19 protein-coding genes and 1 pseudogene are annotated in these 19,903 nt (G+C 68.3%); 10 read left to right on the forward strand and 10 right to left on the reverse strand.

All coding sequences use genetic code 11. The features are described from left to right. Positions 1-5 precede the first annotated feature (5 nt). From C6A87_RS24470 to C6A87_RS24480, 3 genes and pseudogenes are all read right to left on the reverse strand, one after another. Complete coding sequence (locus tag C6A87_RS24470; protein WP_311114609.1) at positions 6-1,208, reverse strand: MCE family protein; 1,203 nt, start codon at positions 1,206-1,208, stop codon at positions 6-8. Positions 1,209-1,220: 12 nt separating this feature from the next. Then, the gene (locus tag C6A87_RS24475) at positions 1,221-2,063 is read right to left on the reverse strand and encodes an ABC transporter permease (protein WP_311114610.1); all 843 of its coding nucleotides are present in this window, start codon (positions 2,061-2,063) and stop codon (positions 1,221-1,223) included. After that, positions 2,060-2,817, reverse strand: a pseudogene (locus C6A87_RS24480) (MlaE family ABC transporter permease). Before C6A87_RS24480 ends, C6A87_RS24475 begins: the two are co-directional and overlap by 4 nt. Here C6A87_RS24480 and C6A87_RS24485 point away from each other — a divergent pair. Further along, the gene (locus tag C6A87_RS24485) at positions 2,744-2,938 is read left to right on the forward strand and encodes a hypothetical protein (RefSeq protein ID WP_311118169.1); all 195 of its coding nucleotides are present in this window, start codon (positions 2,744-2,746) and stop codon (positions 2,936-2,938) included. The pseudogene C6A87_RS24480 and the gene C6A87_RS24485 sit on opposite strands and share 74 nt — an antisense overlap. A gap of 162 nt (positions 2,939-3,100) precedes the next feature. On the opposite strand, the gene C6A87_RS24490 is transcribed toward C6A87_RS24485, so the two are convergent. Beyond that, positions 3,101-4,054, reverse strand: a complete 954-nt coding sequence (locus C6A87_RS24490) for a 3-oxoacyl-ACP reductase (RefSeq protein WP_396837118.1) — start codon at positions 4,052-4,054, stop codon at positions 3,101-3,103. Positions 4,055-4,058: 4 nt separating this feature from the next. Then, the gene (locus C6A87_RS24495; RefSeq protein WP_311114612.1) at positions 4,059-4,250 is read right to left on the reverse strand and encodes a ferredoxin; all 192 of its coding nucleotides are present in this window, start codon (positions 4,248-4,250) and stop codon (positions 4,059-4,061) included. A gap of 191 nt (positions 4,251-4,441) precedes the next feature. Between C6A87_RS24495 and C6A87_RS24500 the strand changes: the two genes are divergently transcribed. From C6A87_RS24500 to C6A87_RS24530, 7 genes are all read left to right on the forward strand, one after another. Next, the gene (locus C6A87_RS24500) at positions 4,442-5,623 is read left to right on the forward strand and encodes an acyl-CoA dehydrogenase family protein (RefSeq protein WP_311114613.1); all 1,182 of its coding nucleotides are present in this window, start codon (positions 4,442-4,444) and stop codon (positions 5,621-5,623) included. Between the two features lie 13 nt (positions 5,624-5,636). Then, entirely contained in the window at positions 5,637-6,746 is a 1,110-nt protein-coding gene (locus C6A87_RS24505; RefSeq protein WP_311114614.1) for an acyl-CoA dehydrogenase family protein, read from the forward strand. 11 nt (positions 6,747-6,757) lie between these two features. Next, positions 6,758-8,266: a long-chain-fatty-acid--CoA ligase FadD17 gene (gene fadD17 / locus C6A87_RS24510; protein WP_311114615.1), complete on the forward strand. Its 1,509-nt coding sequence runs from the start codon at positions 6,758-6,760 to the stop codon at positions 8,264-8,266. Further along, positions 8,263-9,921: an AMP-binding protein gene (locus C6A87_RS24515; RefSeq protein ID WP_311114616.1), complete on the forward strand. Its 1,659-nt coding sequence runs from the start codon at positions 8,263-8,265 to the stop codon at positions 9,919-9,921. Before fadD17 ends, C6A87_RS24515 begins: the two co-directional genes overlap by 4 nt. Next, on the forward strand, positions 9,914-11,464 hold the full coding sequence (locus C6A87_RS24520) for an FAD-binding protein (RefSeq protein ID WP_311114617.1): 1,551 nt from the start codon (positions 9,914-9,916) through the stop codon (positions 11,462-11,464). Before C6A87_RS24515 ends, C6A87_RS24520 begins: the two co-directional genes overlap by 8 nt. Then, a complete protein-coding gene (locus tag C6A87_RS24525; protein ID WP_311114618.1) occupies positions 11,461-12,609 on the forward strand; it encodes a Rieske 2Fe-2S domain-containing protein in 1,149 nt (382 codons plus the stop codon). The genes C6A87_RS24520 and C6A87_RS24525 overlap by 4 nt, the downstream gene beginning before the upstream one ends. A gap of 162 nt (positions 12,610-12,771) precedes the next feature. Next, entirely contained in the window at positions 12,772-12,918 is a 147-nt protein-coding gene (locus C6A87_RS24530) for a hypothetical protein (RefSeq protein ID WP_311114619.1), read from the forward strand. A gap of 40 nt (positions 12,919-12,958) precedes the next feature. Here C6A87_RS24530 and C6A87_RS24535 read toward each other — a convergent pair whose 3' ends face one another. Together C6A87_RS24535 and C6A87_RS24540 are read right to left on the reverse strand one after the other, a co-directional pair. Then, the gene (locus C6A87_RS24535; protein WP_311114620.1) at positions 12,959-14,080 is read right to left on the reverse strand and encodes a nitronate monooxygenase family protein; all 1,122 of its coding nucleotides are present in this window, start codon (positions 14,078-14,080) and stop codon (positions 12,959-12,961) included. Next, entirely contained in the window at positions 14,080-15,732 is a 1,653-nt protein-coding gene (locus C6A87_RS24540) for an acyl-CoA synthetase (protein WP_311114621.1), read from the reverse strand. The genes C6A87_RS24535 and C6A87_RS24540 overlap by 1 nt, the downstream gene beginning before the upstream one ends. A gap of 68 nt (positions 15,733-15,800) precedes the next feature. On the opposite strand from C6A87_RS24540, the gene C6A87_RS24545 reads away from it, so the two are divergent. Beyond that, positions 15,801-16,601 (forward strand): crotonase/enoyl-CoA hydratase family protein, encoded by an 801-nt coding sequence (locus C6A87_RS24545; protein WP_311114622.1) that lies wholly within the window; start codon positions 15,801-15,803, stop codon positions 16,599-16,601. An 80-nt stretch (positions 16,602-16,681) separates the two neighbouring features. Here the strand turns inward: C6A87_RS24545 and C6A87_RS24550 are convergent, their stop codons facing one another. Beyond that, on the reverse strand, positions 16,682-17,278 hold the full coding sequence (locus C6A87_RS24550) for an NAD(P)H-dependent oxidoreductase (protein WP_311114623.1): 597 nt from the start codon (positions 17,276-17,278) through the stop codon (positions 16,682-16,684). A gap of 83 nt (positions 17,279-17,361) precedes the next feature. Between C6A87_RS24550 and C6A87_RS24555 the strand changes: the two genes are divergently transcribed. Further along, a complete protein-coding gene (locus C6A87_RS24555) occupies positions 17,362-17,838 on the forward strand; it encodes a MarR family winged helix-turn-helix transcriptional regulator (RefSeq protein WP_311114624.1) in 477 nt (158 codons plus the stop codon). Between the two features lie 82 nt (positions 17,839-17,920). On the opposite strand, the gene C6A87_RS24560 is transcribed toward C6A87_RS24555, so the two are convergent. Continuing rightward, entirely contained in the window at positions 17,921-19,129 is a 1,209-nt protein-coding gene (locus C6A87_RS24560) for a cytochrome P450 (RefSeq protein ID WP_311114625.1), read from the reverse strand. After that, positions 19,126-19,854 carry an acetoacetate decarboxylase family protein gene (locus C6A87_RS24565; protein WP_311114626.1) on the reverse strand — a complete coding sequence of 243 codons (729 nt, stop codon included), beginning with the start codon at positions 19,852-19,854 and terminating at the stop codon, positions 19,126-19,128. The genes C6A87_RS24560 and C6A87_RS24565 overlap by 4 nt, the downstream gene beginning before the upstream one ends. Between the last annotated feature and the right edge of the window lie 49 nt (positions 19,855-19,903).

The following is a 19,903-nucleotide window of genomic DNA, read 5'->3' on the forward strand; positions in this document are numbered from 1 at the left end:
GTTCACTAGTAGTCGTCCCTTTCCGCGTAGGCGCCGTTGAACAGGAACTGCAGCGTCGACGGTGCGTCGAACTGCAACTCGGTGTTCGGCTGATACGGGACGTAGGCGTTGTCGGTGACCAGGAACGGTGTGTGGTACCAGGACCCGCCGTACTGCTTGCTCGGAACGTCGGGCAGGCCACGGCAGTTCGGGCCGCCGGAGGCGTTGACGATCGGCAGGCTCTCCGGATACGTGTAGGCCGGTGAACCGGGCAGGAAGTTCGACGACACGAACAGGCCCGGCCGGATTCCGCCGATGATGGGGGCGAACCGGTCGGTCGCGGCGGCCGTGCCCTTGAGTGTGCAGCCGAACACCGGCGAGTATTCGGCGGCCACCTTCAGCGGGGCGCGCAACCGCTGCACCGTGGCGATGTAGTCGTCGGCGGCGGGCTCGAAGGTCGCCGTGCCGTTGTTGGCCAGCCCGGTCGCCGCCAGCAGCGCCGTGTTCAGGTTGTCCTGTTCGTCGACGATCGTCTTGCTGATCGCCGGCGCGTTCTCCAGGATCCGGACCAGGTCCGGGCCTGCGTCGCCGTAGATGTCGGCGACCGCCGCGGTGCGGCGCAGATCCTCGTGCAGCGCGGGAAGTTTCGGGTTCATCTGCTCCAGGTAGGAGTTCAGCCCGGACAGCAGGGCGCCGACGTCGTCGCCGTTGCCACGCAACCCTTCACCGAGCGCCGACAGCGCGGCGTTGAGGTTGATCGGGTCGATCTTGCCCAGCAGGTCGGTCAGCGTCTGGAACAGCGTGTTGACCTCCAGCTGCACGCTGTCGGCCTTGACCTCGGCGCCGGGGCGCAGCGACTGGCTGTCCGGATACTCGGGGGCCAGAAACTCGACGCCCTTGGCGCCGAAGATCGTGGTGCCGCCGATGCGCACGGGGGCGTCGGCGGGGATGTAGCGCATGTCCTTGCGGTTGATGGCCAGCGTGAGCTTGGCTCCGTCGCCGGCGTATTCGATCGACTCCACCTTGCCGACCTGGATTCCGCGGTACTTGACCTTGGCGTCGATGTCCATCACCAGACCGGCCCGCGGCGAGAGCACGGTCACCTTGTCGGTCGGGGTGAACGCCGCGGTGTAGGACAGGTAGGTGAAGACGACAGCGAGCAGCACCAGCACAGCGAGGATCGCTGCAGCGATCCTCACGTGGCTGCGCTTGGCGTCACCGTCGGCCATCGATTTCCTGCCTTACCCGGAGAGGTTGAAGTTGCCGGACGCGCCGTAGACGGCGAGTGAGATCAACAGGACGATCGTCACGACGACGATCAGCGACGTGCGCACCGCCTGGCCCACGGCGATACCCACACCGACCGGCCCGCCCGAGGCGTTGTAGCCGTAATAGGTGTGCACGAGCATCACCGCGATCGCCATCACGATCGCCTGCAGGAACGACCAGAGCAGATCGGTCGGGATCAGGAACGTGTTGAAGTAGTGGTCGTACAGACCCGCGGACTGGCCGTTGATGTAGACGGTGGTGAACCGCGCGGCGAAGAACGCCGCCAGCACCGACAGCGCGTAGAGGGGCACGATCGCGATCAGGCCGGCGATCAGCCTGGTGGACACCAGATACGAGATCGAGTGCACGGCCATCGATTCGACCGCATCGATCTCCTCGGCGACCCGCATGGCGCCCAGCTGTGCGGTGGCACCCGCGCCGATGGTGGCCGCCAGCGCGATGCCGGCGATCACCGGCGCCACGATGCGCACGTTCAGGAACGCCGAGAGGAACCCGGTGAGCGCCTCGATGCCGATGTTGCCCAGCGACGAGTACCCCTGCACGGCGATCACGCCGCCGGAGGCCAGCGTCATGAATGCCGCGACCCCCACGGTCCCGCCGATCATCACCAGAGCGCCGGTGCCCATCGACATCTCGGCGATGAGCCGGATCGTCTCCTTGCGGTACCGGGTCACCGCGTTCGGGACGTAGCGGAACGTCTCGCCGTAGAAGAGCGCCTGCTCGCCGACGGTGTCCACGACGCGTGGCACCACGCGGAGCATTCTGCGGAGGCGGATGGTGGCGTCGTAGCTCACAGCACCCTCACCCCGACCGCCGTCAAGATCACGTTGATGACGAACAGGCAGATGAACGCGTAGACCACGGTCTCGTTGACCGCGTTGCCGACGCCTTTCGGGCCGCCCTTGACGGTCAGCCCGCGGTAGCAGCCGACCAGCCCGGCGACCAGGCCGAACAACAGCGCCTTGATCTCGGCGAGAATCAGCTCGGGCAGTCCGGTCAGCACCGTCAGCCCGTTGATGAACGATCCGGGGTTGACGCCCTGCAGGAACACCGAGAACACGTATCCGCCGGACAGCCCGATCAGGCAGACCAGCCCGTTGAGCAACAGCGCAACGAAGGTGGACGCCAGCACGCGCGGCACGACCAGGCGCTGGATCGGGTCGATGCCCAGCACGCGCATCGCGTCGATCTCCTCGCGGATGGTGCGCGCACCGAGGTCGGCGCAGATCGCGGTGGCGCCCGCGCCGGCGACCACGAGCACCGTGACGACGGGGCCGAGCTGGGTGATGGTGCCGAACGCGGTGCCGGCCCCGGAGAGGTCCGCGGCGCCGATCTCGCGCAGCAGGATGTTCAGCGTGAACGCCACCAGCACGGTGAACGGGATGGCGACCAGCAGTGTCGGCACCAACGAGACGCGCGCGATCATCCACGTCTGCTCGAGGAACTCGCGGAACTGGAAGGGCGGCGGAAGGTCTTGGCGAACGTCTCCAAGGACATCTCGACGAACCCGCCCACGGCCCGCGCCGGCGCCGCAAGCTGTTCGATCAACCTCGGCTCCGTTCTCGGGACGTGGGATTCGGGAGGAACGACGGTCGGCATCGTGTGGCGAATTTTGCTGCGCTGGGAGCCGACGTCGTGTTCCGATCCCTGGGATCAGCGCTACTTCTGACGGTTCTTAGTGGGCCGGATCATAGTAACTAGAACATGTTCGCAGTGTCAAAGAACGGCAAATACCGTCACGTTCCCAATATTTACGCAGCTCAAGGCTATTGTGACACAGCTCATCCTAGAACGTGTTCTAGTAGCGCGAAACGGCTGGCAACCGAGACCGTCAGTCTGGGTCGCCAAGACCCATCGCGGCCGAGAAACTCCGCTCCGGGTCACGATCAGCAAAGTAATTCTGCAGGGTGTCGGACAACGACGAGGGGTCCCACGCGTCACCGTCGGCGCTGAACTGCCGCTCTGCCGTCGGTGCCGCGAGGAGGGTCACGGTCGGACCATAGACGATAAAGAGCTGTCCGTTGACCCCTTCCGAGGCTGGGGAAGCTAAGAATCGGACCAGGTTCACGACGTGGTCGGGCGAGAGCGGATCCACCGCGCCCGCCGGCAGCTCCGGCGCGTCGCCGAAAACCCCGGCCGTCATCGCCGTGCGGGCCCGTGGTGCGATCGCGTTGGCCCGCACCCCGAACCGGCCGAGCGCCCGGGCCGCCGACAGTGTCAACGCGGTGATGCCCGCCTTGGCCGCGCCGTAGTTGGGCTGGCCGACCGGGCCGGACAGCCCGGCCTCCGAGGAGGTGTTGATGATCCGGCCGTACACCGTGCCCGCGCCGTCGTCGCCGCCGGCCTTGGCCTTCGAGCGCCAGTAGGTCGCCGCGTTGCGGGTCAGCAGGAAGTGGCCGCGCAGGTGCACCGCGATGACCGCGTCCCACTCGTCGTCGGTCATGTTGAACAGGATGCGGTCGCGGGTGATGCCCGCGTTGTTCACCACGATCCCGAGCCCGCCCAGACCGTCGGCGGTGTCGACCAGCTCGTCGGCCGTGGACCGCGCGCTGATGTCGCCGGCGACGGCCACGCCCTTGGCGCCCGCCGCGGCGATCTCGTCGAGGACGTCGGATTTGTCCAGTGCGGGGGCGATGTCGTTGACGACGACGGTGGCTCCGGCTTTCGCCAGTCCGATGGCTTCGGCACGGCCGAGCCCGGCGGCGGCCCCGGTGACGACAGCGACGCGGCCGGAAAGATCAATTTGGCTCCCACGCGGGGAGGAAGAATCGGACACAGTACTAATACCTCTAGTCGTGACGGATCAGGGCGGCGCGGGGGCACTCGGCGACGGACTGCTCGGCGACGGCCTCTTCGCCCGGGGGCACCGGGTCAGCCTTGACGACGGCGTAGTCGTCGTCATCGAGCTCGAACAGGTCGGGCGCTATTCCGACGCACACCGCGTTGCCTTCGCAGCGGTCGCGATCCACTTCCACTCGCATCTGATCCTCCTGTCGGTCCGGGCTGTTGGTCCGATCCTGCCTGGGCGCACAGTGTGCCATCGACCCGCACCCCTGACACCACCCTGGACCCCAACACTAGAACGTGTTACAACCGGGGAACACCGGAGGTATGCCCCGGCGGCCGGGACGGCACCTCCGGACAAGGCTCTCAGACAAGTGAGGACGGCGCGATGCGGATCGGTTACACCCCCGAGCAGGAGGAGTTGCGGCGCGAACTGCGTGCGTACTTCACCAAGCTCATGACACCCGAGCGCGCCGAGGCGCTGGCGTCCAACGACGGCGAGATGGGGCGGGGAAACGTCTACCGCGAGACCGTCGAGCAGATGGGCAAGGACGGCTGGCTCACGCTGTCCTGGCCCGAGGAGTTCGGCGGTCAGGCGCGGCCGCCGATGGACGGGCTGATCTTCAACGACGAGGCCGCGATCGCCAACGTGCCGGTGCCGTTCCTGACGATCAACAGCGTCGCGCCGACCATCATGCACTTCGGCACCGACGAGCAGAAGAAGTTCTTCCTGCCCAAGATCGCCGCCGGCAAGCTGCACTTCTCGATCGGCTACTCCGAGCCCGGCGCGGGCACCGACCTGGCGGCGCTGCGGACCACCGCGGTGCACGACGGGGACGACTACGTCATCAACGGCCAGAAGATGTGGACCAGCCTGATCGCCTACGCCGACTACGTGTGGCTGGCCGTGCGGACGAATCCCGACGCCAAGAAGCACCGTGGGATCTCGATGCTCATCGTGCCCACCACCGCCGAAGGCTTCTCCTGGACGCCGGTGCACACGATGTCCGGGGTGGACACCAGCGCGACCTACTACCAGGACGTGCGGGTTCCGAAGTCGGCGTTGGTCGGCGAGGAGAACGGCGGCTGGAAGCTGGTCACCAACCAGCTCAACCACGAGCGGGTGGCGCTGGTGTCGGCGCAGCCGATCTTCGTCGCGCTCAACGGGGTCCGCGAATGGGCGCAGAACACCAAGGACGCCCACGGAAACCGGCTGATCGATTCGCAGTGGGTGCAGCTGAACCTGGCACGCGTGCACGCCAAGGCCGAGGTGCTCAAGCTGATCAACTGGGAGCTGGCCTCGGCGCAGGACGCGGCCCCCTCCCCCGCCGACGCGTCGGCGGCCAAGGTGTACGGCACCGAGCTGGCGACCGAGGCCTACCGGCTGCTGATGGAGGTGCTGGGCACCGCCGCGACGTTGCGCACAGGCTCCCCCGGCGCGGTGCTGCGCGGCCGCATCGAGCGCATGCACCGGTCCTGCCTGATCCTGACCTTCGGCGGCGGCACCAACGAGATCCAGCGCGACATCATCGGCATGGTCGCGCTCGGCCTGCCCCGAGTGAACCGGTAAAGGGACTTCAGACATGGATTTCAAGACGACCGAAGCAGGCGACGACCTCGGCGGCCTGGTGCGCACGATCACCGAGTCGGTGGTCACCGCCGAGCACCAGCGCGCCCTCGACGGGCTCGGCCGGGAGTCGGGCGGACGGTTCGACCGCGACCTGTGGCGCAAGCTGATCGACGCCGACATCCTGTCCACGACCGCATCGGAGTCCCTGGGCGGCGGTGGGTTCGGGGTGCTGGAGGAGGTCGCGGTGCTCGTGGCACTCGGGCGCCAGCTCTCCGCGGTCCCCTACCTCGAATCGGTGGTGCTCTCCGCGGGCGCGCTGGCCAAGTTCGGATCCGAGGCGCTGCGACAGGACTGGGCGGTGCCGGCGATCAAGGGCGAAAAGGTGCTCGCGGTGGCCCTCGACGGCGAGATGGGTGAGGGCCCGGTCCGGGCACAGGCGTCCGGAGACCGCGTCACGCTCACCGGCACCCGAACCCAGGTCGCGTTCGGACTGAACGCCGACGCGTTCCTGGTGCCCGTCGAAACCGATTCCGGCATCGGCGTCTTCCTGGTCAGCTCTGCCGACGACGGGGCGACGGTCGGCGTGCTGGACACCACCGGGCACGGAAGTGTGGCCTCGCTGCAGTTGCAGGGCGTCAGCGTCGGCGCGGACCGCCGCATCGGCGGCGCTGAGGTGCTGGACTGGTTGGCGACCCGGCATGCGTTGGGCCGCAGCGCCTACCAGCTCGGCGTGCTGGAACGGGCGTTGGAGCTGACGGCCACCTATGCGCGTGAGCGCGAGCAGTTCGACCGCCCGATCGGCAGCTTCCAGGCCGTGTCCTCGCGGCTGGCCGACGGCTACATCGACATCAAGGGCCTGCGCCTGACGCTGACCCAGGCGGCGTGGCGGCTGTCCGAGGACCTGCCCGCCGACGTCGACGTGGCCTCCGCGGCGTTCTGGGCCGCCGAGGCCGGGCACCGCGTCGCGCACACCGCGGTGCACGTCCACGGTGGCGTCGGCATCGACGTCGACCATCCGGTGCACCGCTACTTCCTGGCCGCCAAGCAGACCGAGTTCGCACTCGGCGGCGCCACCGGACAGCTGCTGCACATCGGCCGTGAACTGGCCGACACCCCGGTCTGAACCACCCACCGGTGACCACCGTCTCGTCCTTGCTGGCGAAACTCACCGACGTCGACGACCGAGGAGTGCACTGGGTCGACGCCGACACCGGATCGGTGTCGTTCACCAGCTGGCGCAACCACATTCATGACGGCGCGGCGCTCGCGTCAGCGCTGCGGGCCCGCCTGGATCCGGCCCGCCCGCCGCACGTCGGGGTGCTGCTCGCCAACACGCCGTTCTTCGGTACTGTCCTGGTGGCCGCAGCGCTGTCGGGCATCGTGCCCGTCGGCCTGAACCCGACGCGTCGCGGTCAGGCGCTGCGCCGCGACGCCAACCATGCCGACTGCCAACTGGTGCTGGCCGACGGCGACCACCACGGCGACGGAGTCGCGGTGGTGGACGTCGAATCGTCGTCTTTCGCAGCCGAATTGGACGCTCACCGGGACGCAGCGGTCGACTTCCCCGATCCCGATCCCGGGGACCTGTTCATGCTGATCTTCACCTCGGGCACCAGCGGGGATCCGAAGGCGGTGCGCTGCACGCACGAGAAGGTCGCGTTCCCCGGGGTGATGCTCGCGCAGCGGTTCGGGCTCGGACCCGGCGACACGTGCTACCTGTCGATGCCGCTGTTCCACTCGAACGCGATCATGGCCGGCTGGGCGCCGGCGGTGGCGGCCGGCGCATCGATCGCGTTGCGCCGCAAGTTCTCCGCGTCGCAGTTCTTCCCGGATGTACGCCGGTTCGGCGCGACCTACGCCAACTACGTCGGCAAGCCGCTGTCCTACATCCTGGCTGCGCCCGAACGTCCGGACGACGCCGACAACCCACTGCGCATTGCCTACGGCAACGAGGCCGCACCCCGGGATCTGAGCCGGTTCGCCGAACGCTTCGGGGTCACCGTGGTCGACGGCTTCGGCTCCAGCGAGGGCGGGGTGTCCATCGCACGGACCCCCGACACCCCGGAAGGGGCACTGGGCCCGCTCACCGGCGGGGTGACGATCCTCGACGTCGACACCGGCGCCGAATGCCCGTCCGGGGTCGTCGGCGAACTGGTGAACACCGAAGGGCCCGGCCAGTTCCGGGGCTACTACAAGGATCCGGCCGCCGAGGCCGAGCGCATGCGGGGCGGCGTCTACCACAGCGGGGACCTGGCCTACCGGGACGAGAACGGTTTCGCCTACTTCGCCAGGCTCGGCGACTGGATGCGCGTCGACGGCGAGAACCTCGGCACCGCGCCGATCGAACGCATCCTGATGCGATTCCCCGGCGTCACCGAGGTCGCGGTGTACCCGATCCCCGACCCCGCCGTCGGGGATCAGGTGATGGCGGCGATGGTCCTGCCCGAGGATCGTCCGTTCGATCCGGCGGCGTTCACCCGGTTCCTTAGCGAGCAGACCGATCTGGGGCCCAAGCAGTGGCCGAAGTTCGTGCGCACTGCCGACGCGCTGCCACGCACCGAGACCTTCAAGGTCCTCAAACGCCGCCTCTCCGCCGAAGGCGTGGACTGCGCGGACCCGGTCCACCCGATCACCCGGCCATGACCGCCCGCCGCGATGACATCGCCGCCATGCTGCTCGACCGCATCGGCGACCAGCGGCCCGGCCTGCGCACCCGCGAGCGGGACTGGACATGGGACGAGGTGGTCCGCGAGTCGGCGGCGCGCGCGTCTTACACCGCGGCGCTGCCCGACCTGAACCCCCCGCACATCGGGGTGCTGCTGGACAACGTGCCGGACTTCGTGTTCTGGCTGGGCGCTGCCGCGCTGGCCGGCGCCACCGTCGTCGGGCTGAACCCCACCCGCGGGTCGGAAGGGCTGGCCGCCGACATCCGGCACGCCGACTGCGGCCTGATCGTCACCGACGAGGCCGGGGCGCAGCGCCTGGCCCGGATCGACCATGGCGTGGCATCCGAGCGGGTGTTGCGGGTCGAGGACCCCGGCTACCGGGATCTGCTGCGGGCCCACCGCGCCGAGCCGAAAGCCGCACCGGGGGTGGGCGCCGAATCGCTGATCCTGCTGCTGTTCACCTCGGGCACCACCGGGACGTCCAAGGCCGTCAGGTGCAGCCAGGGCCGCCTGGCGCGCATCGCATACGCGGCCACCGACAAGTTCGGCCATCACCGCGACGACGTCGACTACTGCTGTATGCCGCTGTTCCACGGCAACGCGATCATGGCGCTGTGGGCGCCCGCACTGGCCAACGGCGCCACCGTGTGCCTGACCCCGACCTTCTCCGCGTCCCGATTCCTGTCCGACGTGCGGTTTTTCGGCGCGACGTTCTTCACCTACGTCGGCAAGGCGCTGGCCTACCTGCTGGCCACACCGGAGGCCGGCGACGACGCGGACAACCCGCTGCAGCGCGGCTTCGGCACCGAGGCGTCCCCGGAGGACCAGCGGGAGTTCCGCCGCCGGTTCGCCGCGCAACTGTTCGAGGGTTACGGCTCCAGTGAGGGTGGGGCGGTCGCCACGCCCGACCCGTCGGCTCCGCCGTCGGCGCTGGGCCGGCCCGCACACCCCGATGTTGTGGTCGTCGACCCCGACACCATGGCGCCCTGTGCGACAGCGGTTCTCGACCCGCGCGGCCGGGTGCTCAATTCCGACGAGGCGATCGGCGAGATCGTCGACCGCCGCGGCGCCCGCGACTTCGAGGGGTACTACAAGAACGACGCCGCCGACGCCGAGCGGACCCGCAACGGGTGGTACTGGTCCGGCGACCTGGGTTACCTCGACTCCGACGGGTTCCTCTACTTCGCGGGCCGCCGGGGCGACTGGTTGCGCGTCGACGGGGAGAACACCTCGACGTTGACCATCGAGCGGGTGCTGCGGCGCCACCCCGACGTGGTCGCCGCCGCGGTGTACGGCGTCCCCGACCCGCGGTCGGGCGACCAGGTGATGGCCGCTGTGGAGGTCGCCGATCCCGACTCGTTAGACGTCGACGGCTTCTCGTCGTTCCTGGCCGGTCAGGACGACCTGGGCGCCAAGGGATTCCCGCGACTGCTGCGGGTCTCGGCGAAGCTGCCCGCCACCGGGTCGAACAAGGTGCTCAAACGCCAGTTGCAGACCGAACGCTGGCACACCGGTGACGCGGTCTACCGGTGGGCGGGCCGCGGGCGCCCGCAGTACCGGCGGATGACCGCCGCCGACCGCGACGCGCTCGACGAGGAGTTCACCGCACCCGGGAGGAACCACCATGTATGACTGGGACGAGACCACCGACGTGCTGATCGCCGGGTCCGGCGCGGGTGGGGCGACCGGCGCCTACACCGCGGCGCGGGAGGGCCTGGAGGTGATCCTGGTGGAGGCGACCGACAAGTTCGGCGGCACCACCGCATACTCGGCCGGTGGCGGAATGTGGTTCCCGTGCAACCCGGTGCTGGTGCGGGCCGGGGCCGACGACACCCTCGACGACGCCGTGGAGTACTACGCCGCGGTGGTCGGTGACCGGACGCCGCGGGCGCTGCAGGAGACCTACGTCCGCAGCGGCGCGCCGCTGATCGAGTATCTGGAAGCCGATGAGCTGCTGAAGTTCTCGCTGCTGCCCTGGCCGGACTACTTCGGTAAGGCGCCCAAGGCCCGGGCCGACGGGATGCGCCACATCGCGGCCCGGCCGCTCAAGGTCGCTGCCGCCCCGCACCTGCGCGAGCTTGTCCGCGGCCCACTGGACGCCGACCGGCTGGGGCATCCGCAGCCCGAGGACTACTTCGTCGGCGGCCGGGCGCTGATCGCCCGGCTGTTGGCCGCCGCGGGCCGCCACCCGCACTGGTCGGCCCGGCGCAACACCACCCTCACCGATCTCGTCGTCGAGGACGGCAGGGTCGTCGGCGCGGTCGTCGAGTCCGACGGCCGGCGCCGCGCGATCCGCGCCCGGCGCGGAGTCCTGCTCGCCGCGGGCGGATTCGAGCGCAACGACGAGATGCGGGCCCGCTACGGCGTACCAGGGTCGTCGCGGGACACCATGGGGCCCTCGGGAAATCAGGGACGGGCCCATCTGGCCGCCATCGCGGCCGGGGCCGACACCGATCTGATGGACCAGGCGTGGTGGTCGCCCGGGCTGACGCATCCCAACGGCTCGTCGGCATTCGCGCTGTGGTTCACCGGCGGCATCTTCGTCGACGACCGGGGCAGGCGCTTCACCAACGAGTCGGCCGCCTACGACAGACTCGGCCGGGACGTCCTCGCCGCGATGGCCGCCGGTACCGTCAGCCTGCCGCTCTGGATGATCTACGACGACAGGGACGGCCTGGTTCCGCCGGTGAAGGCGACCAACGTCTCGATGGTCGAACCGGAAAAGTACGTCGCGGCCGGGCTGTGGCGCACCGCGGACACGCTCGAGGAGCTCGCGGCGGCGATCGGCGTGCCGCCGCGGAATCTGGTCGAGACAGTGGCGCGGTTCAACGAGTTCGTGCGGGCCGGCCGCGACGAGGACTTCGGCCGCGGTGACGAGCCCTACGACCGGGCGTTCTCCGGCGGCGCGCCGCCGCTGTATCCGATCGACACCGGCCCGTTCCACGCCGCCGCGTTCGGGGTGTCGGATTTGGGCACCAAGGGAGGATTGCGCACCGATACCGCCGCGCGGGTGCTCGATTCGGCGGACAATGTGATTCCCGGCCTGTACGCGGCGGGCAACACGATGGCCGCACCCAGCGGCACCGTCTACCCCGGCGGCGGCAATCCGATCGGCACCAGCATGGTGTTCAGCCATCTGGCCGTGTCGGACATGGCGAAAGGATCCCCGCGATGAGCGACACCGGAACCGGCGGCGCCGTCCGCGACATCGACACCGGCAGGCAGATGACGCGGTACGCCCGCGGCTGGCACTGCCTCGGGCTCGCGGAGTCCTTCCGCGACGGACAGCCGCACGGCGTCGACGCATTCGGCACCCTGCTGGTGGTGTTCGCCGATTCGCAGGGCGCGCTGCGAGTCCTGGACGGCTACTGCCGGCACATGGGCGGCAACCTCGCCCAGGGCACCGTCAAGGGCGACGAGATCGCCTGCCCGTTCCACGACTGGCGCTGGGGCGGCGACGGCAGGTGCAAGCTCGTCCCCTACGCCAAACGCACCCCCCGCCTGGCCCGCACCCGCGCCTGGCACACCACCGAGGTCAACGGGCAGCTGCTGGTCTGGCACGACCCCGAGGGTTCCGCTCCGCCCGCGGAACTGACCCCGCCGACCATCGAGGGGTTCGACGAGGGCCGCTGGTCGCCGTGGCAGTGGAACTCGATCCTGATCGAGGGCGCGCACTGCCGCGAGATCGTCGACAACAACGTCGACATGGCGCACTTCTTCTACATCCACCACGCCTACCCGACGTACTTCAAGAACGTGATCGAGGGTCACACCGCCAGCCAGTTCATGGAGTCCAAGCCGCGCCCCGACGTCGTCGCCGACCCCGACAAACTCTGGGAGGGAACCTATCTGCGCTCCGAGGCGACCTATTTCGGCCCGGCGTACATGATCAACTGGCTGCACAACGACCTGGCGCCCGGCTTCACGGTCGAGGTGGCGCTGATCAACTGCCACTACCCCGTCACCCACGACTCGTTCACGTTGCAGTGGGGCGTGGCGGTGCGCGAGATGCCGGAGCTGCCCGCCGCCAAGGCGGCCGGACTCGCGGCGGCGCTGAACCGTTCGTTCGGCGAGGGTTTCCTCGAAGACGTCGAGATCTGGAAGAACAAGTCGCCGATCGAAAACCCGTTGCTCACCGAAGAGGACGGACCTGTCTACCAGCACCGCCGCTGGTACCACCAGTTCTACGTCGACGCCGCCGACGTCACCGCCGACATGACCGACCGCTACGAGCAGGAGGTCGACACCACCCACGCGTACGACCTGTGGCAGCAGGAGGTCGAGCAGAACCTCGCCGCCAGAAGGCACGCCACCCCGTAGAACCGGAATACCCGGGCTGTCACCCGTGTCGCCGCAATCGCGGCCGGCTGTGGTTGCGACGTTGCACCACGTCGGCGCGAAGCCGGTGTGGCAGTCCTACGCCCCCGAAACCCAACTAGAAGAATGGAATTCGCCATGCAAGACAACGACGCTGTCTGTCAGATGTGCTTCATACGCGGCAAGAAAGACGTCCCCGCCTACGCCAGCGCCCGCCTCGCCGGGTCGTGGTGGTACGTGTGCCGGCGACACTTCCGCGAGTTCGAAAAGGTCGTCGGCGACGACGACAACCGGCTGCTCAACCCCGAGTAGCCACCCTCCCCGCCCGGACAAATCCAGGTGTCGTCCCCGATCAGGACTCGCGGATGCCGTCCAACCTCTTGGACGCTTCCTCGAACCCGCTCACCAGCTCGGCGATGATGTCGGCCACGGGGCGGATCTCGTTCATCCGCCCCACGATCTGTCCCACCGGCATCGCGACGGCGGTCGGGTCGGTGGACTCGCTCATCCGCTGGTGGGCTTCGCTGACGAGGATGTTCTGCAGCGGCATCGGCAGCGGCTGCGGCGCACCATCGGCGTCCCACGCGTCGGTCCAGCGGCTCTTGAGCAGCCGGGCAGGTTTGCCGGTGTAGATGCGTCTGCGCACGGTGTCGGCCGACGTCGCGTTGAGCATGGCCTCCTGCACCACCGACCGGCCCGACGGCAGACGCACGCCCAGGTCGTACTCGGCCGAGGTCAGGAACGCCGAACCCATCCAAACACCCTGCGCGCCTAGGGCGAGCGCGGCGGCGACCTGCCTGCCGGTGCCTATCCCGCCTGCGGCCAGCACGGGCGCCTTGCCACCGAGGGCGTCGACGATCTCTGGCCACAGCACCATCGAGCCGATCTCACCGGTGTGCCCGCCGGCTTCGTGGCCCTGGGCGACAACGATGTCGACGCCGTTCTCCACATGGCGCAGAGCGTGTTTGGCCGAACCGGCCAGCGCCGCCACCGGCACCCCGGCCTGGTGGGCCTGGTCGATGACGTCCTTGGGCGGCGAGCCGAGCGCGTTGGCGATCAGCTTGATGGGGTGCTTGAGCGCCACCTCGACATGGCTGCGCGCCACCGAATGCAGCCAGCCCAGCACGCCTTCGGACTTCGCCTCGTCCTCCGGCAAAGGCGGCACGCCGAGATCGGCGAGGGTCTTGTCGACGAACTCGCGGTGCTCGGCCGGGATGAGCTTGTTGATGTCGACCGAGGTGCCCTCGGTCGGCACCTTGGCGGGCATCACGATGTCGACGCCGTAGGGCTTGCCGTCGGTATTGGCGTCCATCCACTGCAGGACGTTCTCCAGGTCGTCGGCGTCGTTGAACCGCACGCAGCCCAGCACGCCGAGGCCGCCGGCCTTGCTGACCGCGGCGGCCACCTTCTCCGACGGGGTGAAGACGAACAGTGGGTACTCGATGCCGAAGCGATCGCAGAGTTCGGTACGCATCAGGCTTGTGCTCCAACGTGTTTGGCGTGAACTTCGTCGGCGGGCCGTTCTTCCGTGGTGTCCTTGGCCCACCGGTAGTCGGGCTTACCCGCAGGCGACCGCTTGACCTCGTCGACCAGCCAGAGACTGCGCGGCACTTTGTATCCTGCGATCTCGCTGCGCACGAACGCATCCAGATCGGCCAACGTCGGGCGAGTGCCCTCTCGGGGCTGGACGACGGCCGCGACATGCTGACCGAAGCGCGGGTCGGGCACGCCGACCACCAGCGCGTCGAACACATCCGGGTGACCCTTCAGCGCGGCCTCCACCTCTTCGGGGTAGATCTTCTCGCCACCGGAGTTGATCGACACCGAGCCGCGGCCCAGCATCGTCACAGTGCCGTCGGCCTCGACCTCGGCGTAGTCACCCGGAATCGCGTACCGCACACCGTTGATCGTCTTGAACGTCTCGGCGGTCTTCTTCTCGTCCTTGTAGTAGCCGAGCGGAATGTGGCCACGCTTGGCTATCACGCCACGGACGCCGCTGCCCGGCTTGACCTCGTTGCCGTCGTCGTCGAGCACCACCACGTTCTTGTCGATCGTGACGCGCGGTCCGCCCGTGTGCGACTCGCCCTTGGCGACCACACTGCTGCCGCCGAAACCGGTCTCCGACGAACCGATCGAGTCCGTGATGATGCGGTTGGGCAGGAGTTCGAGGAACTTCTCCTTGAGGCTGGTGGAGAACAGGGCCGCGGTGCTGGCCAGCAGAAACAGGCTCGACAGCTCGTAGGTGTTGCCCGCTTCCTGATGCGCCAGCAGCGCGTCGAGCAACGGGCGGGCCATCGCGTCACCGGTGAAGAACAGCAGGTTCACCTTGTGCTTGTCGATGGTGCGCCACACCTCGTCAGGGTCGAACTCGGGCACCAGCAGTGTGGTCTGCCCGGCGAACAGGGCCATCCAGGTGGCCGACTGCGTCGCGCCGTGAATCATCGGCGGGATCGGGTAGCGCACCATGGGCGCGTTCTCCACCGCCTGCTTGGCCAGGCCGTACTCGTCGGCGATCGGCTCGCCGGTCGCGAAGTCGGTGCCGCCGAACAGAACTCGGTAGATGTCCTCGTGGCGCCACATCACGCCCTTCGGGAAGCCGGTGGTACCGCCGGTGTAGAGCAGGTAGATGTCGTCCTCGCTGCGCGGCCCGAAGTCCCGCTCCGGCGAACTCTGCTCCAGCGCGGCGTAGAACTCGACGCCCCCGTAGCGCTGGAAATCGTCGTCCGTTCCGTCCTCGACGACCAGGACCGTCTTGACGTTCGGCGTCTCGGGCAGCACGTTGGCCACCCGGTCTGCGTAGCGGCGCTCGTGCACGAGCGCGACCATGTCCGAGTTGTCGAACAGGTACTTCAGCTCGCCCTCGACGTAGCGGAAGTTGATGTTCACCAGGATGGCGCCGGCCTTGATGATGCCGAGCATCGCGATGACGATCTCGATGCGGTTGCGGCAGTAGAGCCCGACCTTGTCGTCCTTCTGCACCCCCTGGTCGAGCAGGTAGTGCGCGAACCGGTTGGCCTTGTCCTCCAACTCGGCGTACGTCAGCTGGTCGTCACCCGAGATCAGGGCGACGCGGTCAGGCACGGCGTCGATGGCGTGCTCGGCGAGATCGGCGATATTCAGGGCCACGGCTCTAAATTAGAACGTGTTACATTTTCAGACAAGTCGCTGTCTTCGATGATGAAAGGCGGACGCCCGTGAGCGAGCCCCACAAAGGTCCCGACGCCCTGGTTGAGCAGCGCGGACACACGCTGATCCTGACGCTGAACCGACCGGAGGCGCGCAACGCGCTGTCCACTGAGATGCTCTCGATCATGGTCGACACCTGGAACCGCGTCGACGAGGATCCGGAGATCCGGACCTGCATCCTGACCGGCGCCGGCGGTTACTTCTGCGCGGGTATGGACCTGAAGGCGGCGAGCAAGAAACCGCCGGGCGATTCGTTCAAGGACGGCAGCTACGACCCGTCGCGGATCGAGGGCCTGCTGAAGGGCCGGCGCCTGACGAAGCCGCTGATCGCGGCCGTCGAGGGTCCCGCGATCGCCGGCGGCACCGAGATCCTGCAGGGCACCGACATCCGGGTGGCGGGCGAGAGCGCGAAGTTCGGCATCTCCGAGGCGAAGTGGAGCCTGTACCCGATGGGCGGGTCGGCGGTCCGACTCCCGCGCCAGATCCCGTACACGATCGCGTGCGATCTGCTCTTGACCGGACGCCACATCACCGCCGCCGAGGCGCTGCAGTACGGGCTGATCGGTTACGTCGTGCCGGACGGCACCGCGCTGGACAAGGCGCTGGAGATCGCCGAGGTGATCAACAACAACGGACCGCTGGCGGTGCAGGCGATCCTGAAGACCATCCGCGAGGCCGAAGGGCTGCACGAGAACGACGCGTTCAAGCCCGACACCGCCAACGGCATCCCGGTGTTCCTGTCCGAGGATGCCAAGGAAGGCCCGCGGGCGTTCAAAGAGAAGCGCGCCCCCAACTTCCAGATGAAGTAACCCGCGAAATTGCATTCCACGCGGTCAAGTCGAGGAAAACAGCGCATGGAATGCAATTTCGGCGCCGGTTGCCAGGCGGCCTACGCGGCGTTCTCTCCGACCCGCCACAGCCGGTCGATCGCGGCCTCGCCGTCGGCCAGGCTCTGCGCCGCCTGCGGCTTCAGCTGGGCCATGGCCGGATTGGTGTCGGCCATCGTGAGCTCCACGACGATGAAACGCGGGCTCAGGCCCGTGAGCGACACCCCGTGGGTCAGCCAAGTCTGGGCGTGATCCCAGCCCTCCCGGGGCGTGCCGGGACCATAGCCGCCCCCACGCGTCTCGATCGCGACGAGTTCGGTGCCGCCGAGAAGGCCCGCACCGGTCTCCGCGTCGATCGACAGGCCCGGCGCGACGATGTGGTCCACCCAGGCCTTGACGGTGCTGGGCGGCCCGAAGTTGTAGAGCGGCAGGCCGAGCAGGACGGTGTCGGCGGCTTTGATCTCCTCGACCAGGACCGCGCTGAGCGCTGCCGACGACCGTGGGTCCAGATGGGGTAGCGGATCGGCGGCCAGGTCGCGGTAGGTGACCGCGCCGCCGGGGTGAGCGGCCTGCCACCGGGCGGCCGCCCGCGCGGTGAGACGACGACTGACGGACTGCTCGCCCTGCACCGACGAGTCGATGTGGAGAAGATGCGACATACCTGACCTCCTATAGATAGTTAGTGGAACACAAACTATATCTACACTAGGAAGCCTTAGTCCATTCCCGTAGCCTTGCGCAGGTGAGTGCGGGCGCGCGGTCGGAGTTGCTACTCGGCCCTTTGCTGGACCTGGTGCTGCGGCGGCTTCGGGGCGCCGCCGAGATCGAGGTCGGCAAGGTCGGGTTGCGGACCCGGCACGTCATCGCGCTGACCGTGCTGCGCGATTTCGGCGAGCAGAGTCAGGCGGGTCTCGCCGAATCGCTCGGCATCGATCCGACGAACGTCGTCGCGCTGCTCAACGACCTGGAGTCCGCAGGCCTGGTGGAACGTCGGCGTTCGCCGCAGGACCGGCGCAGGCACACCGTGATCCTGACCCCGTCCGGCGCCGATCGGCTGGCGCAGGCCGAGACCGCGCTCGCCGCCGTCGAGCACCGGATGTTCGCCGCGCTGGAACACGACGAGCTGGCTGCGCTGCATGCACTGCTGCAGCGGGCCGCCATGGTGACCGCCGGTGGACCGGAGTTCCCGGCGGGATGCGTCGAGGACCGCAGCTGTTAGCGGCCGAGTCGCTCAAATGTGGGCCCTGTGCACGCAAATCGACCGAAATCCGTGCACGAGGCCCACAGTCCTCGCTGAGGTGTTACCCCAGGACCGGCTTGGACGGGGTGAACACCACGGGCATCGACTCCAGGCCACTGACGAAGTTCGCCGGCCGCAGCGGCAGCATGCCTTCGTCGGCCAACCGGAGATCGGGCATGCGCTCCAGCACCTTGGTCAGCATCAGCCGCAGTTCCAGCCGGGCCAGCTGATTGCCCAGACAGAAATGCGTGCCGAATCCGAACGCCATGTGGCCGTTCGGGTTCCGGTGGATGTCGAACTCGTCGGGGTTGCCGAAGACCGTCTCGTCGAAGTTCGCGGACTCGAACATCAGCATGATCTTCTCGCCCGACTTCAGCGATGTGCCGTGGAATTCGGTGTCGGCGGTCAGCGTCCGGCACATGTTCTTCACCGGGGAGGTCCAGCGCAGCATCTCCTCGATCGCCCCCGGCAGCAGCTCCGGATCCGCGACGGCCTGGCGCCACTGATCCTGGTGTCGCAGAAGCTGTTCGGTGCCGCCCGAGAGTGTGTGCCGGGTCGTCTCGTCCCCGCCGATCAGGATCAACAGTGTCTCGAAGACGATCTCGTCGTCCGACATCCGCGAACCCTCGACCTCGGCGTTGACCAGCACCGAGAACAGGTCGTCGCGTGGGTGGGCCCTGCGGTCGGCGATCACCCCCATGGTGAACCCGGTGTACGCGGCGAACGTGTCCATCAGCTTCTGGATGGCCTGCTCGTCGACCGTCGAGGACAGGCCGCTGACCAGGTCGTCGGACCACGTGAGCAACATGTCGCGCTCGTCGGGCAGCACGCCGAGCATGTCCCCGATGACGGCCATCGGCAACGGCGCGGCGATGTCGCGGACGAAGTCGCACTCGCCGCGTTCGCAGACCGCGTCGATGAGCGTGTCGCACAGCCGCTCGATCGAGGGCACCTTGTCCATCACCCGCTTACGGGTGAAGCCGGAGTTGACCAGCTTGCGCCGCAGCAGATGCGACGGATCGTCCATGTCGATCATGTACGGCATGCCGGGTTGGTCCGGCCGGATACCGCCGGTGCTGGAGAACAGCTCCGGGCTGCGCTCGGCGTCGAGCACCGCCTGGTAGGTGGTGGCCGCGGCCAGCCCGTTGCGGTCGCGGAACACCGGCTGGTTGGCGCGCATCCACTTGTAGGCCGCGCGCGCAGCGGTGCCGTCGGCGTAGAAGTTGCCGTCGGCGAGGTCGACGTCGAGGGCCGGAAGGGTGGAAGTCATGCCTCTCCTACGATTCGGGAGTCGGCGAACGTCATGTCGACGTTGGCAGCCGAACTCGACACCAATGCACGTTTGGGCAACCCCAGCGCGGAAAGCTCTGCGGCGTAGGAGTGTTCCCCGAGCCGCAGCGTGACACCGCCGGGCCGGTAACGCACACCCGACAGCACCATCTGCCCCTCGGTCTCACGGGTCACGCCGTCGAGGTGGGAGTAGGTCGAGTGCACCTGCGGTTTGCCGGCCAGCGCCGCCGGTACCGGGAGGCCCGGCGCGAACTCCATGCTCACCGCGTGCTGCCCGTCGATGGTGACGTCGAAACCGAAGTGGCGTCCGTTTCGAATGGTGAAGTCGGCCATCACCTTCGGGTAACCCCAGATGGTCCGGCCTGCTTCGAGCGTGAACGCCTGGTCCACCGGCAGATGGTGCACGAATGCGCCCGCCGACTGCAGTGCCTGCATCCCCGTGGCGTCCGATCCGGGCGGGTTCACCATCACGTTGGTGCCGTACTCGTAGTACTGACCCAGGTCGGTGTCCTCGTAGCGCATCAGCATCAGCACCACCATCGCCCGGCGGTCACCTCTGCCGAAGCGGCACACCCGGAGGCCGCTGTAGTCGATCATGCGCTGGGCGGCGTCGGCGTCGACGACGAACATCGCAGTGTGCTGGTGCGCCGTGCGCACCCGCACCGGCATCGTCAGGACGGTTCCGGCGATGGTGTGTTGTGTCACACCGCACAATCTAGAGCGTGCGCTAGACACTCGGCAAGGAAGTGTCTAG

The sequence above is a fragment of the Mycobacterium sp. ITM-2016-00317 genome, assembly GCF_002968295.1.
Taxonomy (GTDB): domain Bacteria; phylum Actinomycetota; class Actinomycetes; order Mycobacteriales; family Mycobacteriaceae; genus Mycobacterium.